21 protein-coding genes are annotated in these 15,667 nt (G+C 46.5%); all 21 read left to right on the forward strand.

Annotated elements, in window-relative coordinates:
* Window positions 1–7: 7 nt before the first annotated feature.
* Window positions 8–328 (forward strand): 50S ribosomal protein L24, encoded by a 321-nt coding sequence (gene rplX, locus AC5RDV_RS08165; protein WP_008623121.1) that lies wholly within the window; start codon window positions 8–10, stop codon window positions 326–328.
* The gene (rplE, locus tag AC5RDV_RS08170) at window positions 328–885 is read left to right on the forward strand and encodes a 50S ribosomal protein L5 (protein ID WP_008628156.1); all 558 of its coding nucleotides are present in this window, start codon (window positions 328–330) and stop codon (window positions 883–885) included. Before rplX ends, rplE begins: the two co-directional genes overlap by 1 nt.
* Window positions 886–891: 6 nt before the next feature.
* Window positions 892–1,191, forward strand: coding sequence for a 30S ribosomal protein S14 (rpsN, locus tag AC5RDV_RS08175; RefSeq protein ID WP_008623118.1), 300 nt, complete (start codon window positions 892–894; stop codon window positions 1,189–1,191).
* Between the two features lie 52 nt (window positions 1,192–1,243).
* The gene (gene rpsH, locus AC5RDV_RS08180) at window positions 1,244–1,639 is read left to right on the forward strand and encodes a 30S ribosomal protein S8 (protein ID WP_008628155.1); all 396 of its coding nucleotides are present in this window, start codon (window positions 1,244–1,246) and stop codon (window positions 1,637–1,639) included.
* A 14-nt stretch (window positions 1,640–1,653) separates the two neighbouring features.
* Window positions 1,654–2,226, forward strand: coding sequence for a 50S ribosomal protein L6 (gene rplF, locus AC5RDV_RS08185; RefSeq protein ID WP_008628153.1), 573 nt, complete (start codon window positions 1,654–1,656; stop codon window positions 2,224–2,226).
* An 18-nt stretch (window positions 2,227–2,244) separates the two neighbouring features.
* The gene (gene rplR, locus AC5RDV_RS08190) at window positions 2,245–2,586 is read left to right on the forward strand and encodes a 50S ribosomal protein L18 (RefSeq protein WP_282747002.1); all 342 of its coding nucleotides are present in this window, start codon (window positions 2,245–2,247) and stop codon (window positions 2,584–2,586) included.
* 6 nt (window positions 2,587–2,592) lie between these two features.
* Window positions 2,593–3,105: a 30S ribosomal protein S5 gene (rpsE, locus tag AC5RDV_RS08195; protein WP_008628151.1), complete on the forward strand. Its 513-nt coding sequence runs from the start codon at window positions 2,593–2,595 to the stop codon at window positions 3,103–3,105.
* Between the two features lie 10 nt (window positions 3,106–3,115).
* Window positions 3,116–3,292, forward strand: a complete 177-nt coding sequence (rpmD, locus tag AC5RDV_RS08200; protein WP_008623109.1) for a 50S ribosomal protein L30 — start codon at window positions 3,116–3,118, stop codon at window positions 3,290–3,292.
* Between the two features lie 25 nt (window positions 3,293–3,317).
* Window positions 3,318–3,764 carry a 50S ribosomal protein L15 gene (gene rplO / locus AC5RDV_RS08205; RefSeq protein WP_008628149.1) on the forward strand — a complete coding sequence of 149 codons (447 nt, stop codon included), beginning with the start codon at window positions 3,318–3,320 and terminating at the stop codon, window positions 3,762–3,764.
* A 4-nt stretch (window positions 3,765–3,768) separates the two neighbouring features.
* Window positions 3,769–5,112 (forward strand): preprotein translocase subunit SecY, encoded by a 1,344-nt coding sequence (gene secY / locus AC5RDV_RS08210; RefSeq protein ID WP_008623106.1) that lies wholly within the window; start codon window positions 3,769–3,771, stop codon window positions 5,110–5,112.
* Between the two features lie 12 nt (window positions 5,113–5,124).
* Window positions 5,125–5,919 carry a type I methionyl aminopeptidase gene (gene map, locus AC5RDV_RS08215; RefSeq protein WP_282747006.1) on the forward strand — a complete coding sequence of 265 codons (795 nt, stop codon included), beginning with the start codon at window positions 5,125–5,127 and terminating at the stop codon, window positions 5,917–5,919.
* Window positions 5,920–5,921: 2 nt separating this feature from the next.
* Window positions 5,922–6,140 carry a translation initiation factor IF-1 gene (gene infA, locus AC5RDV_RS08220; protein WP_008623102.1) on the forward strand — a complete coding sequence of 73 codons (219 nt, stop codon included), beginning with the start codon at window positions 5,922–5,924 and terminating at the stop codon, window positions 6,138–6,140.
* A gap of 12 nt (window positions 6,141–6,152) precedes the next feature.
* The gene (ykgO, locus tag AC5RDV_RS08225) at window positions 6,153–6,269 is read left to right on the forward strand and encodes a type B 50S ribosomal protein L36 (protein WP_008623101.1); all 117 of its coding nucleotides are present in this window, start codon (window positions 6,153–6,155) and stop codon (window positions 6,267–6,269) included.
* Between the two features lie 32 nt (window positions 6,270–6,301).
* Window positions 6,302–6,682 carry a 30S ribosomal protein S13 gene (gene rpsM / locus AC5RDV_RS08230; protein WP_008628145.1) on the forward strand — a complete coding sequence of 127 codons (381 nt, stop codon included), beginning with the start codon at window positions 6,302–6,304 and terminating at the stop codon, window positions 6,680–6,682.
* 9 nt (window positions 6,683–6,691) lie between these two features.
* The gene (rpsK, locus tag AC5RDV_RS08235; RefSeq protein WP_008623097.1) at window positions 6,692–7,081 is read left to right on the forward strand and encodes a 30S ribosomal protein S11; all 390 of its coding nucleotides are present in this window, start codon (window positions 6,692–6,694) and stop codon (window positions 7,079–7,081) included.
* A 123-nt stretch (window positions 7,082–7,204) separates the two neighbouring features.
* A complete protein-coding gene (rpsD, locus tag AC5RDV_RS08240; RefSeq protein WP_008623094.1) occupies window positions 7,205–7,810 on the forward strand; it encodes a 30S ribosomal protein S4 in 606 nt (201 codons plus the stop codon).
* A gap of 11 nt (window positions 7,811–7,821) precedes the next feature.
* Entirely contained in the window at window positions 7,822–8,814 is a 993-nt protein-coding gene (locus AC5RDV_RS08245; RefSeq protein ID WP_008628144.1) for a DNA-directed RNA polymerase subunit alpha, read from the forward strand.
* 6 nt (window positions 8,815–8,820) lie between these two features.
* Window positions 8,821–9,315, forward strand: coding sequence for a 50S ribosomal protein L17 (rplQ, locus tag AC5RDV_RS08250; protein WP_282747008.1), 495 nt, complete (start codon window positions 8,821–8,823; stop codon window positions 9,313–9,315).
* 367 nt (window positions 9,316–9,682) lie between these two features.
* Window positions 9,683–12,934, forward strand: a complete 3,252-nt coding sequence (locus AC5RDV_RS08255; protein ID WP_282747010.1) for a DUF6055 domain-containing protein — start codon at window positions 9,683–9,685, stop codon at window positions 12,932–12,934.
* Window positions 12,935–12,972: 38 nt separating this feature from the next.
* A complete protein-coding gene (locus AC5RDV_RS08260; protein ID WP_282747011.1) occupies window positions 12,973–14,937 on the forward strand; it encodes a TlpA family protein disulfide reductase in 1,965 nt (654 codons plus the stop codon).
* Between the two features lie 27 nt (window positions 14,938–14,964).
* Window positions 14,965–15,660, forward strand: coding sequence for a hypothetical protein (locus AC5RDV_RS08265; protein ID WP_282747013.1), 696 nt, complete (start codon window positions 14,965–14,967; stop codon window positions 15,658–15,660).
* Window positions 15,661–15,667 lie beyond the last annotated feature (7 nt).

Raw genomic sequence — 15,667 nt, forward strand, 5'->3', positions numbered from 1 at the left:
TAAAGTAATGAGTAAGTTACATATTAAAAAAGGCGATACAGTTTACGTGAATGCCGGTGAAGACAAGGGCCGGACTGGTAAGGTGTTGAAGGTGTTTGTGGATAAACGCCGTGCCATCGTTGAAGGTCTGAATATGGTTTCTAAGAGCCAGAAGCCGAGCGCAAAGAATCCTCAGGGAGGCATCGTAAAGCAAGAGGCTCCTATTCATATTTCAAACTTGAACGTTGTGGACCCGAAGACTGGCAAACCGACACGTATTGGTAGAAAATTAAATGCTGACGGCAAGTTGGTTCGTTATGCTAAAAAATCAGGAGAGGAGATTAAGTAATGGGAAATACTGCGAGCCTTAAAAAAGAATATGCAGAGCGTATTGCTCCTGCTTTGATGAAACAGTTCAATTATACTTCTACTATGCAGATTCCGGTGCTCAAGAAGATTGTGATCAATCAGGGATTGGGTATGGCTACTGCAGATAAGAAAATCATTGATGTGGCTATTAATGAAATTTCGGCAATCACGGGCCAGAAAGCAGTGGCTACTGTTTCAAAGAAAGACGTTGCAAACTTCAAATTGCGTAAAAAGATGCCTATCGGTGTGATGGTGACATTGCGTCGTGAAAGAATGTATGAGTTCTTGGAGAAGTTGATTCGTGTGGCTTTGCCTCGTATCCGTGACTTCAAAGGTATCGAAACTAAGTTTGACGGTCGTGGAAACTATACTTTGGGTGTTCAGGAACAAATTATCTTCCCGGAAATCAATATCGATTCGATAGATAGAATTCTTGGTATGAACATTACGTTCGTAACTACTGCTAAGACTGATGAAGAAGGTTATGCCTTGCTCAAAGAGTTTGGTCTGCCTTTTAAAAATGCTAAAAACGATTAATACAATATGGCAAAAGAATCAATGAAGGCTCGTGAAGTTAAGAGAGCCAAGATGGTAGCTAAGTATGCCGAGAAGCGTGCCGCTTTGAAGAAAATCGTGAATACAGGAGACCCCGTTGAAGCTTTTGAGGCTGCTCAGAAGTTGCAGCGGATTCCGAAAAATGCAAATCCTATTCGTTTGCACAACCGTTGCAAGCTGACGGGACGTCCGAAAGGTTATATGCGTCAATTCGGAATATCACGTATCCAATTCCGTGAAATGGCTTCAAGTGGTTTGATTCCGGGTGTAAAAAAGTCAAGTTGGTAATTTATTATTTAATATTGTCGGGAGAGTCCCGATTAATTAATTCTTATATAAAATGACTGATCCAATAGCAGATTATTTGACGCGTTTGAGAAATGCCATTCAAGCTAAACACAGAGTGGTTGAGGTTCCTGCGTCGAATTTGAAAAAGGAAATCACCAAGATCCTTTTTGAGAAGGGCTATATCTTGAACTATAAGTTCGTTGAAGATGGTCCTCAAGGTACAATCAAGGTAGCACTGAAGTATGATTCAGTGAACAAGGTCAACGCGATTAAGAAGTTGATCCGTATATCCACACCGGGTATGCGTAAGTATACGGGTTATAAGGATATGCCGAGAGTAATTAACGGATTGGGTATTGCTATCATATCTACATCTAAAGGTGTAATGACTGACAAGGAAGCTTCTGACCTGAAGATAGGTGGTGAGGTGCTTTGTTATGTATATTAATTGGAGGATATAATATGTCTAGAATAGGAAAATTACCGATTAGCATTCCTGCAGGCGTTACAGTATCTGTGAATGATGATAATGTGGTTTCCGTAAAGGGACCGAAAGGAGAGATGAGTCAGGCTGTACATCCTTCAATCAAAGTTGAGATTGTTGATTCTGAGATCGTTTTTACTATTGATGAACAGAATGATTCTGTGGAAATGAAGCAGAAGCAAGCCTTCCACGGTCTATATCGTTCTTTGGTTCATAATATGGTTGTAGGTGTTTCAGAAGGTTATGTGAAGAAGTTGGAACTTGTGGGTGTGGGTTTCCGTGCTAGCAATCAGGGCAACTTGATTGAGTTTGCGTTGGGGTACACGCACAACATCTTCCTTCAGTTGCCGAAAGAAATTAAAGTAGAGACAAAATCTGAGAGAAATCAGAATCCTCTTATCATATTGGAGTCTTGCGACAAGCAATTGTTGGGACAAGTTTGTGCTAAAATTCGTTCTTTCCGTAAGCCTGAACCATATAAAGGAAAAGGTGTTTTGTTCGTTGGCGAGCAGATTCGTAGGAAATCTGGTAAGTCAGCTGGTGCTAAGTAATTTTAAAACAGTAAGATTATGATAACGAAATTAGAAAGACGAATCAAAATCAAATATAGAGTACGCAATAAGATTTCAGGTACTACTGAACGTCCGCGTATGTCAGTGTTTAGAAGTAACAAGCAAATCTATGTTCAGATCATTAACGATACGACCGGAACTACTTTAGTAGCGGCTTCTTCTTTAGGTATGGAAACGATGCCGAAGAAGGAACAAGCTGCAAAAGTAGGGGAGTTGATTGCTAAAAAAGCTTTGGAAGTAGGTATTACTACTGTTGTTTTCGATCGTAACGGTTACTTGTATCACGGTAGAGTGAAAGAAGTTGCAGACGCTGCACGTAACGGTGGACTTAAATTTTAAAGGATTATGGCAATTAATAGAGTAAAGATAAGCAGTGATATCGAATTAAAGGACAGATTGGTTGCTATCAATCGTGTTACCAAGGTAACTAAGGGTGGTAGAACGTTTACCTTCGCTGCCATTGTTGTAGTTGGTAATGGTAATGGTATCATTGGTTGGGGACTTGGTAAGGCTGGAGAAGTAACAGCGGCTATTGCCAAAGGCGTGGAAGCGGCCAAGAAGAACTTGGTGAAAGTTCCCGTTTTGAATGGTACTGTGCCTCACGAACAAGAAGCAAAGTTCGGTGGTGCTGAGGTATTCATCAAGCCAGCATCGACCGGAACGGGTGTGGTTGCAGGCGGTGCCATGCGTGCAGTGTGTGATAGCGTGGGTATAACGGACTGTCTGGCTAAGTCTAAAGGGTCGTCTAATCCTCACAATTTGGTGAAAGCTACTATTTTGGCATTGGCTGAAATGCGTGATGCCAAGATGGTTGCACAGAACCGTGGTGTGAATTTGGATAAAGTATTTAGAGGATAAGGAGGTTTTTATGGCAACTATAAAAGTGAAGCAAATCAAAAGTAGAATTGGTGCTCCGAAAGACCAGAAAAGAACACTTGATACTTTGGGATTGAGAAAAATCAATCAGGTAGTTGAAGTAGAAGATACTCCCTCAACTCGCGGTATGGTTCAGAAATTGCACCATTTGGTAATCGTCGTGGATTAATTATTTACTATTAAACTGATACGAAATGAAATTAAATACTTTAAAACCAGCTTGTGGTTCGGTTAAGACTCGAAAAAGAGTAGGACGTGGTGCCGGTTCCGGTTTAGGCGGTACTTCAACCCGCGGTCACAAGGGTGCGAAGGCTAGATCTGGTTATAAGAAGAAGATCGGTTTCGAAGGTGGTCAGATGCCTTTGCAGCGTCGCTTGCCGAAATTCGGTTTCAAGAACATCAATAGAGTGGAGTATAAGGCTGTAAACCTTGATGCTATCCAAGCTTTGGCTACTGCCAAGAATTTGGAGAGAATCACTTTGGCTGATATCGTAGCTGCCGGTTTGGCTTCTGCCAAGCAGTTGGTTAAGATTTTAGGTAATGGTCAGCTTACTTCTAAAGTTGATGTAGAAGCGAACGCATTCTCTAAGAGTGCAGAAGCAGCTATTAAGGCTGCCGGTGGTAACGCTACAAAACTTTGATTCGATGAAGAAGTTAATAGAAACCTTTAAGAACATATGGATGATTGAGGATCTTAGACAAAGGATCCTCATCACCATTCTGTTTATTGCAATCTATCGTTTGGGGTCGTTTGTGGTCCTGCCGGGAATCGACCCATCTCAACTGACGGCGTTGCGTACGCAGACGGAGGCTGGATTGATGTCTTTGCTGAATATGTTCTCTGGAGGTGCATTTTCTAACGCATCTATTTTTGCGTTGGGAATCATGCCTTATATTTCTGCGTCCATTGTGATACAGTTGTTAGGCATTGCGGTTCCTGCTTTTCAGAAGATGCAGCGTGAAGGTGAGAGCGGCCGGCGTAAGATGAACCAGTACACGCGTTATTTGACCATACTTATTCTGTTAGTGCAAGCTCCTGCATATTTGACAAACCTGAAGATGCAGTCTGCCGGAGCATTGAGTCCTGCTATCAGTTGGACTACTTTCATGATCACTTCGACTATTATTCTGGCAGCTGGTAGTATGTTTATTCTTTGGTTGGGTGAGCGTATTACAGACAAGGGAATCGGCAATGGCGTGTCATTAATCATCATGATTGGTATTATTGCTCGTCTGCCGGAGGCATTTGGTCAGGAATTTGTTGCACGTTTGAATAATTTGAGTGGTGGAGGGCTTTTGATGTTTATCGTAGAGGTTGTGATACTTCTATTTGTTGTTTGCGCTGCAATATTGTTGGTGCAAGGTACAAGAAAGATTCCAGTTCAATATGCTAAACGTGTAGTAGGTGGCCAACAATTCGGTGGTGCCCGTCAGTACATTCCTTTGAAGCTTTTTGCAGCGAATGTGATGCCTATTATCTTTGCCCAGGCTTTGATGTTCATCCCTATTACGCTGATAGGTTTCACGTCTGTCGACCAGGCTACTCCTTTTATGCAAATGATGGTAGACCATACGAGTGTATTGTATAATGTGATTTTTGCTTTGCTAATCATTGCATTTACATATTTCTATACTGCCATCACGTTGAATCCTACGCAGATGGCGGAGGATATGAAGCGTAATAATGGTTTTATTCCTGGTATTAAGCCGGGTAAAGCTACGGCCGAATACATAGACCAGATTATGTCACGTATTACTTTGCCGGGTTCGTTGGCTTTGGCAATCATAGCTTGTATGCCCGCGTTTGCCGGATTGTTGAATGTGAAGGCGGAATTTGCGCAGTTTTTCGGAGGGACCTCCCTGCTTATTTTGGTAGGTGTGGTTTTGGATACTTTGCAGCAGATAGAAAGCCATTTGTTGATGAGGCACTATGATGGCTTGTTGAGTTCGGGTCGAATCCACGGTCGTTCAGGTATGTCTGCTTATTAAGTTTTATCTGATATGATATTTCTTAAGACAGAGGATGAAATAGAGTTGATGCGGGCTGCTAACCTGTTAGTGGCTGACACGTTGACCGAGATTGCCAAGAATATTTGCCCAGGGGTAACAACAAAACAGTTGGATGCCTTGGCCGAAGAGTTCATTAGGGATCATGGAGCGTTGCCTACCTTTAAGGGCTTTCCCAACCCTTATGGAGGTCCGTTTCCGGCATCAATTTGCACATCTGTCAATGATGAGGTGGTGCATGGTATCCCGAATGACAGGCCACTTGAAGAGGGAGACATTGTTTCTGTCGATTGTGGTACTTTGTTGGACGGATATAATGGTGATTCTTGCTATACCTTTTGTGTAGGGGAAGTTTCCGAAGAAGTCAAGAGACTTTTGAAAGTAACGAAAGAATCTCTTTATTTGGGAATTGAGGCAGCTTTGGCCGGAAAGAGAATCGGTGATATCGGTTATGCCGTGCAAAGTCATTGTGAATCCAATGGCTACGGAGTGGTTAGAGAGTTTGTCGGGCATGGTATCGGGAAAGAGATGCATGAAGAACCGGCAGTTCCCAATTACGGCAGAAGAGGTAATGGCGCGTTAATCAAGAATGGTTTGTGCATTGCTATCGAGCCCATGATTACTTTAGGATCTCCCAAAATAGGGATGATGCCAGACCGTTGGACAATCAAAACTTGTGATGGCAAGTGTGCGGCACATTTCGAGCATACGATAGCCATTCATCATGGGAAGGCTGATATTTTATCTTCGTTTGAAGGAATAGAAAGAATAGAAGGAAAATTATATTAAGTATGGCGAAACAGTCAGCAATTGAGCAAGATGGTGTGATTATAGAAGCTCTTTCTAACGCAATGTTTAGAGTAGAGTTGGAGAATGGGCATGAGATTACGGCTCATATTTCCGGGAAAATGAGAATGCATTATATAAAAATCCTGCCCGGTGATAAGGTTCGGGTGGAGATGAGTCCTTATGATCTTTCTAAAGGTCGCATTGTATTTAGATATAAATAAAAAAGCAAAAATATGAAAACAAGAGCATCTTTAAAAAAACGTACTCCGGAGTGCAAGATTGTACGTCGTAAAGGACGTTTGTATGTTATTAACAAAAAAAACCCTAAGTTTAAAATGCGTCAGGGTTAATATTTTATAGCAAAAAGAAATAAAATAAGTATATGGCAATAAGAATTGTAGGTGTAGATTTGCCTCAGAATAAGAGAGGTGAAATTGCTTTGACTTATATTTATGGTATAGGTCGTAGTAGTTCAGCAAAAATCCTTGCAAAGGCTGGTGTCGACAAAGACATTAAGGTAAAAGACTGGACTGACGAGCAGGCTAGTAATATACGTGCCGTGATTGGTGCTGAATACAAAGTAGAAGGTGATCTTCGTGCTGAAATTCAGTTGAACATCAAGCGACTGATGGATATTGGTTGTTATCGTGGTGTTCGCCACCGTTTAGGTTTGCCGGTTCGTGGTCAGAGCACGAAGAACAATGCTCGTACGCGTAAGGGTAAGAAGAAGACAGTTGCAAACAAGAAAAAAGCTACTAAATAATAATTAGATATGGCAAAAAAAACAGTCGCAGCTAAGAAAAGAAATGTGAAAGTTGATGCTATGGGACAGTTGCACGTCCATAGCTCATTCAACAATATCATTGTGTCTTTAGCAAACAGCGAGGGGCAGGTGATTTCATGGTCCTCTGCCGGTAAGATGGGATTCCGCGGTTCGAAGAAGAACACTCCCTATGCAGCTCAGATGGCTGCCCAGGATTGTGCGAAAGTTGCATTCGATCTTGGCTTGAGAAAGGTAAAGGCTTATGTGAAGGGGCCAGGTAACGGACGTGAGTCTGCTATTCGTACCATACATGGCGCAGGCATTGAAGTGACGGAGATTATTGATGTTACTCCATTGCCACACAACGGTTGTCGTCCTCCTAAGAGAAGAAGAGTTTAATAAGAGATAACCCATAATAACAGTAGGGATTCCAATGATTTTCAAGGGCTTCATTTCCTTTCTGTAGTCGCGGCTGCAATGACTTGGGATTCCTACAAGAACCTTTAAAAATTAGAAATTAAAATGGCTAGATATACTGGACCAAAATCAAGAATTGCTCGTCGTTTCGGTGAAGCTATATTCGGACCGGACAAGGTGTTGTCAAAAAGAAACTTCCCTCCCGGTCAACATGGAAACAACAGAAGAAAGAAGACTTCTGAGTATGGTGTCATGTTAGCTGAAAAGCAGAAGGCTAAATATACTTACGGTGTTTTGGAGAAACAGTTCCGTAATATGTTTGAGAAGGCTGCCCGTACGAGCGGTATTACCGGTGAGATTCTTTTGCAGAATTTAGAGTGTCGTTTGGACAATGTCGTTTATCGTTTGGGGATAGCTCCTACCCGTGCGGCTGCCCGTCAGTTGGTGGGACATAAGCACATCATCGTCGACGGTGAAGTTGTGAATATCCCTTCATACGCTGTTAAGCCTGGTCAGATTATTGGTGTTCGCGAGAAATCTAAGTCTTTGGAAGTTATTGCCAACGCTTTGGCTGGTTTCAACCACAGCAAATATCCTTGGATAGAGTGGGATGAGAATACTAAGTCCGGCAAGTTACTCCACAAACCGGAACGTGCAGACATTCCAGAGAACATTAAGGAGCAGTTGATCGTTGAGTTGTACTCTAAATAATAATTAAGATAATGGCGATATTAGCATTTCAAAAACCTGATAAAGTATTAATGTTGGAGGCGGATGACAAATACGGCAAGTTCGAATTTCGTCCGTTGGAACCCGGTTTCGGTATTACTGTTGGTAATGCTTTGCGCCGTATTCTTCTTTCATCCCTTGAGGGATATGCTATCAATACCATGCGTATTGCGGGGGTAGAGCACGAGTTTGCTTCAGTTCCCGGAGTAAAAGAAGATGTTACCAACATTATCTTGAACCTCAAGCAAATACGGTTCAAGAAGATAGTAGAAGAATTCGAGAATGAGAAAGTGAGTATCACGGTAGAGAATACGACAGAATTCAAAGCCGGAGATATTAACAAGTATCTGACTGGATTTGAAGTGTTAAACCCTGAATTAGTTATTTGCCATTTAGATGCCAAAGCAACGATGCAGATTGAGTTGTCCATTAACAAAGGTCGGGGATACGTTCCTGCTGATGAGAACCGTATCTTCTGTACTGATGTGAATGTGATTCCAATCGATTCAATTTACACTCCGATTAGAAATGTTAAGTACGCTGTTGAAAACTATCGTGTAGAGCAGAAGACTGACTACGAGAAACTCGTTCTTGAAATTTCTACTGATGGTTCCATTCACCCGAAGGACGCCCTGAAAGAGGCTGCAAAAATCCTGATTTACCACTTCATGTTGTTCTCTGACGAGAAGATTACATTGGAGAATTCCGATGGTGAGGGCAATGAAGAGTTCGATGAAGAGGTGTTGCACATGCGTCAACTTCTGAAGACTAAGTTGGTAGACATGGATCTCTCTGTCCGTGCCTTGAACTGTCTGAAAGCCGCAGATGTGGAAACGTTGGGCGACTTGGTACAGTTTAACAAGACCGACTTGTTGAAGTTCAGAAACTTCGGTAAGAAATCGCTCACTGAGCTTGATGATTTGCTAGAGAGTCTGAATCTGTCGTTTGGAACTGATATTTCTAAGTATAAATTAGATAAAGATTAATAAACAATGAGACATAATAAAAAATTCAATCATTTGAGTCGTACTGCATCCCACAGACAAGCGATGTTAGCCAATATGGCCATCTCTCTGATCATGCACAAAAGAATCACTACGACTCTTGCAAAGGCCAAGGCTTTGAAGAAATACGTGGAGCCGTTGATTACAAAGTCTAAGGACGATACTACTAATTCTCGTCGTGTCGTTTTCAGCTATTTGCAGAACAAGTATGCCGTAACAGAGTTGTTCAAGGAAATCTCTGTGAAGGTGGCTGACCGTCCGGGTGGTTATACCCGTATCATCAAGACCGGTTTCCGTCAGGGTGACAACGCAGCGATGTGTTTCATCGAATTGGTGGACTATGATGAGAACATGGCTAAGCAAGCTACGAAGAAGACTCGTACGCGTCGTTCCAAGAAGTCTGCAGTCAAGGCTGAAGAGGCTCCTGCAGCCGAAGCACCGGCAGCAGAAACTGCGACAGAAACACCTGCAAGCGCCGAATAATTTAATTTGCTATAAGAGAAAAAGCCGTCCGGAACTTCGGGCGGCTTTTTTCATGCCTGCTCTTTTAATCTGTACGTGAGGGATATTTTGTCCTCCGGTTTTCTTGCAGATAGGAAGGGACGTAAGAGGAAATATGTTGTTGTAAAGAATTTATATTTCTTTATATTTTTGTTTATCAGCTTCTTACGTATCTGAAATCATTTACCTGAGAACGGAAAATCATTCTCAGGCGAACGAAAAATCAATTGCCTGAGAACGATTTTTCATTTGCCTGAGAGTCGTTTAAGATATAACTTTTTCTTTTGAGATTTTGTGCTATTAGCTTAAAATATGTACCTTTACGGCACTAAACATTATACCTAATAATATGAAAAGAAACTTATTCATGTGTTTGTGTCTTGCGTCGAGTCTGCACGGTTGGGCACAAGTGGATATATCCGCTTACTTCTTGGAAAACCACGGTTTTGATACGAATTTCAATTACGATGCCCGGCAAACGGGCAATGTTTCCGGGGATGTCATAAACGAAGTTTACGGTTGGACGAACGAAACCACGGCCACTTATACCGTGGCCGGTACGTTTGCTTATAATCCGGAGGTGACGTTCAACAACAGTTTCGCGCTGCCGGCTTCAGGCTACGAAGGCTCGGAAGGCGGTGCGCTTGGATTGACGACGGGTTGGGGCATGCGGCTTGTGTATTCCCAAAGTGTGACCCTTCCTAAAGGAACTTACCGTTTGTCTTCGGCTTATTATAACGTGGGTACGTCCGGTGCTGGAAACAGCCTGTTGGCCTGGCTGCCGGATAACGGAACCGCTACGGTTTCCGACGTGAAAAATTTCCCCGTGCAGTCGTGGAAAACGGACGAGCTCATTTTTACGCTTACGGCACAAACCACCGGAAAGATACGCATCGGTTTTGCGGCCAACGAGGGGGTAGGGTCGGCCAACCATGCCAAGATTTTGGTGGATTACGTGAATTTGCTCTGCGATGAGATGGATAAGGGCGGCTTGGAAACAGCCCTTTCGGCGGCGCGGGCGGCTTACGGTGACGGCTCGGGTGTGTATGCCGAAGAATTGAAAGCTGCGATAGACGAAGCGCAGACGGTTTATGAAGACGAGCATGCCGCAGTTACGGATATCTTGGCCTCGACACAACGGTTGACGGAGGCCACGCAGACTTACCAATATAAAAACGCATCGCCGGAACATCCGCTGACCATGACTTCGCGCATCATGAATCCCAATTTTGAGGACGGTACGACCGGTTGGGAAAACGATGGGATGCTCGCGCAGACCAACACGAGTTTTCCGGGCAAATCCGGTACTACTTATTTGGAGCGTTGGGTGAACATCGGGTCCAAAGTGCCGGATGTGGGTATCCGGCAGACGTTGGAAGGCATCCCCGATGGGAAGTACTGCCTGCGTGCTGCCGTGGGCAATATCCAGCAGAAAGGCACGAACAGCACGGTGAATGCCGGAGAGAAGCAGACGGGCGTTACCTTGTATGCCGGGATTTATGATATGCCAGTGGATACGATGAAGGCTCACAAAGACCTCTACTTTACGGTGGTGGACGGGCAAGTTACCATCGGGTTTAAAGCCGAAAACGCTACGGGCAACTGGATTTGTCTCGACAACGTCCGCCTGTATTATCTCGGCGGGAACACCCCGGAAGATTATGCGGCTTATTTGTCGCGTTATGCCGATGATGTCCGTAAGGAATTGCAGGCGAAACATATCCAGTCTGCGGTCCGCCAGGCGGTGGAAGCAGCCATAGAAGCAGCCGAAAAAGCCTCGGCGGCGGAGAATCCGGATGAAAAAGCCATGGCGGAAGCGAAAGTCGCCTTGGACGAAGCCGTGACGGCTATCGAGGCCTCGGCGGCCGTCTATGATGTTTTGGCCGACGCGCTCCGCTATGCCGGACAAGTGAAGGACTGGTATGAAGAAGACGAGGAAAAGCGGGGAAAGATGGAGACGGCCATCCAAGCCGCACAGGAGGTTTGGGAGAATACGGAACAGACCGAGGAGCAAATCCGATCGGCCGCACAGGCTTTGCAGGATGTCACGCAGACGGTAGACAAGAAAGTCTATACGGCCCAGTGGTTGATGGGAGATGTCAACGACCCGGACAATGCTTATTATATCGGGCGTACGCGTCAGTCGAAGAATTGGATCCTGTTCTGGGAAAAAGGATACGGTGAGAATCCTTCCGTGTTCACATGCGGCAACCATACGATAGACATAGACGAGGTGCTGAGGAATGCCGAAATCGCCTTCGATTTCTACACGGATTCGCTGAAGTTCATCCGCCGGGGCAGGTCGAAGACCGACACCTATAAGATGGTCATCCGCTTGCGTTATGAACCTGAAGGCTGGGAAGCTTCCGGTTCGGGCGTGGACGACCTGATCGGTTTGCTCACCCTCACGCCTTGGGCCGCCCCGTCGCGCAACTGGCAGACGCTTTACCACGAGATAGGGCACTGTTTCCAATACCAAGTGCATTGCGACAACGGCAACCAGAACGGTTGGATGTATGCCCCGGGCAACGGCAACGGGTGTGCTTTTTGGGAGCAGTGCGCGCAATGGCAGGCCTATAAAATCATGCCGGCCGACCAGTTCAACAACGAATGGTTCGACGGCTACCTGCAAAACGTGCACAAGCATATCCTGCACGAATCGCCGCGTTACAACAACTATTTCATACAGGATTACTGGTGTTACAAGCACGGGATGGACTTCATGGGGCGGCTTTGGAACCAGAGCCGGAACCCGGAGGATGCCGTCGAGGCTTATATGCGCCTCACGGGCATCACGGACAGCGAGTTCAATGACGAAATGTACGATTGTGCAGCCCGTTTCGCCACTTGGGACATTCCGGCCTTGGAAGAGTACGGGGCCGCGAAAGTGGACAGCCGTCCCTTGCCCGCCATGCTCAAGGTGTCCGGCAATTATTGGCGCATCAGCCCCGCTGCGGCTCCTGAGAACACGGGGCATAACATCATCCGGCTGAATTTGCCCAAAAGGGTCGGTACGAGGGTTTCCGCTTGTTTCGAGGGGTTGAACCGTCAGGAGGGCTATCGCGTGAAGAATGCGACCTACGCGGAGTGGCGTTACGGTTTTGTAGCGTTGCTTAAAGATGGCAGCCGGGTGTATGGCGACATGGGAAAGTCTGTGTACCGTAACCCGAAGGACACGATATTCTTCGATTGTCCGGTGGACTGCAAACGGCTTTACTTTGTGGTGAGCGGAGGCCCGAAGAAATATTGGCGGCAAGTGTGGGACGACAACGACGCGAACGACGAACAGTGGCCCTATCAGGTAAAATTCGGCAATACGAACCGTTACGGGTCGGCCAACCTTCCGGACGAGACGGGGATAGGCGAAGTGGCGATGGACGTGTCCGCACCTGTCGTGTCGGTGTCCGGACGCACGTTGCGCGTGGAGCCGTCGCCCGTGGCGGCAGAGGTGCGTGTCGCTGCGCTCTCCGGTGCCTGCGTGGCGGACTTCCCGTGTGGGGCGTCGGCGGTAGAGACTCCCTTGTCTCCCGGTTTCTATATCGTCCAAGTGTTGTCGGCCGACGGGCGCAACTTGGTGACGAAGAAAGTCGTGGTAAGATAAAGGCGTAAAAAGGAAATACTTAAACGATGAATACCGAAATGAAAACAACACACGAGACAACGTTATGGGCATGGCTGCTTTTGGCCGTGCTGTGCTGCGCTTCCCCGGAGGCGGTTGCGCGGAGGGTGCGGACGTTCTCTCGTCCGGCTTGGGTGGGCAGTACCACTTCCACTATCCGTATTACGAAGGTAGAGTTTGCCGACACCGCTACGATTATCAGTTTCCACGAGCGGTACAAGCCGGGTTGGTGGATTCGAATGTCCAAGGATTCCTGGCTTCTGGGCGATGACAACCGGAAGTATAAAGCCTTGTGGGGCGAGGGCATTGTGTTGGGGGAACATTATGTGACTCCTCCAAGCGGTGAAGGCGAATTCAAGGTGTTGTTTGAGCCTATGCCCCGGAAAACCCGTTTCTTTGATTTTATCGAAGGGAATATGCAAGGAGCGTTTAATATCTACGGCGTGCACGAAGAGGGGAAGGCTCCGCAGGTGCCCGAGGAACGGGAGTCGTTCGTGATGACACCCGAGTTGGAGCGGCTGTTTTTCACGGCAGACACAGCTTGTGTCCGTGGCCGCATCGAGGGATATTCGCGCAGCCAAGGCTATTCCACCATGCTGTATAACCGTTGTGAGCCGACCACTGGCGAGCGCGTCCCCCTCGTGGTGGATGTCCGTGAGGACGGCACGTTCGAGTTTCGTTTCTGGGCTTGGTATCCCGTGGAGGGGGCACTGTTGATAGAAGGCAAGGATTTCCGCAAGTGGTTGAATTTCTATGCTGTGCCGGGACAGACCTCGGAGATGGTCATGCGGGCGGATGGTTCGGTGTCTTGCGCTTCTGCGCCTTCCGGCCCGTTTGGGCGGAAGCGTTCTTTGGAGCACGGAGTTTCGGAGCTTTGCGCTTACCCGTATGACGAGTTTTCCGCTGTTTCGGATTCGCTCGGTTTTAAAGATTTCACGGAAAACGCCATGAGACGGATGCGCGAGCGGTTACGGGCGGTGGACTACGTGGTTTGGCGTTTCGGTTATACGCCGTGGGAACGTCACTTGGCGGAGTGTCAGACGCGGTTGGCGCATGGTATGGCAGTGTTCGATTACGAGATGAACCAAAGTTTTGCCATCGACTATGAAAAAATGAAGTGGGAAGAAATACGGGCGAAAATGGCACCGTACCGTGATCCGGCCAACTACCGTTTCCTGCGCGAGATGCCTTGCGATGATGTATCCGCTTTGGTGCTTCGCGACTTGGATATATTCCTTAACCGTTATGAGTTTTCTTCGGTCATGCGCAGCCCTGCTGTATTGGTTGGTTCCATGGAACCGGACAGCGTGGCCAAAGAGGATGCAGCCATGATGGCCGTGGACACTGCGATATTGGGGGCGGACGAGCCTTCGCTGCTCGGACGTTTGGTGGTGCTGCGTGCCTTGTCTTCCGATTTAGGACGCAATTATAGTGAAGCACCGTCCATGTACGACAGCATTTACCAAAACCGCTTGGCGTATATGGTCCGTGAGGTGTTGCGTGTCCAGGCCGGGCGGTTGCTCGAACAGGCACGCCGCCGCAACACGCTTGCTTACGCCCTGCCCGATACGGAAGGCGGAAGACTGTTGCGCCGCCTCACGGAGAAGTACCGGGGCAAATATGTCCTGATAGACTTTTGGGGAATGTTTTGTGGGCCTTGCCGTTCGGGCATCGAGCGTTCCAAGCCGATGCGCGAGGCCTTGTGCAACCATCCCGATGTGGATTTCCTGTTTATCAGTACCGAAGGGGAAGGCCCGGAAGAGAACTACCGGAACTATGTGGACGAACACTTGTCCGGAGAAGACGTGGTGCAGGTGAGCCGCGACGACTTCAACCGTCTGATGGAGCTGTTCAATTTCTTGGGGATTCCGCATTACGAGACGCTCGACCGCATGGGGAATGTGGTGCGGAGTGGTTTGCGCTATGCGCCGGAAGAGCAGTTCCGTTTGCATTTGGAGGACTTGAAACGACAGTTGGAACCTTGATGTAACACCTTTTGAACCATGAAGCCTATGAAACGGTATGTAATATTTTTCATCTTGTTCAATAGCTTTGTCTTGCACGGCATGGCTCAGTGGGATTCTTGCCGGACGGCTGAATTGCACAAAGCCTATAACCGGCTGAAGTCTGACACCACACAAAAGGCACAGGAGGACTTCTTTTGGGCTTTTCCAAGAAATTGGAATGAATATCTCATCATGGATTATGAAGTGGGCAACCGTAATGAAGAAAACATCTACGACTATGTAGAAGCATTTGGGGGACTTACTGCCATTAACGACACCACATATTGCGCCAAACTCATTTCTGTTGTCCGGGGAGCTTACTATGATGCCGATGGCCCCAATTACTTGCGCAGTCTATTACATGGGGTGATGGGTGATTCTTCTCATGAAAGTGGGTATTACACTCCCCATGGAAAGGAAAACATGCCTTTCATCATGCTTTGGCTATTGTCTCGTGAGTTGAAAGGGGACATCATGCGGTTCTGGCAGTTTTATTGGTCGAAGTTATATTTTGAAGAAGACGGGGGAGCGGGTAATGACTACAGCTTTAATGACGACTTCTACCGTTTGCGGGGCATAGTGGAAAAGGAATACCCCGACATGGTGGAACCCATGACCATTGCCTACCGCTACTTCCATCATGGGGTCATGTTTCTATCAAGCTATAATGATTGGTGGCTTGAACGGCATGTGCTTTATTGAATAGGGA

Source organism: Paraprevotella sp. (assembly GCF_986071375.1).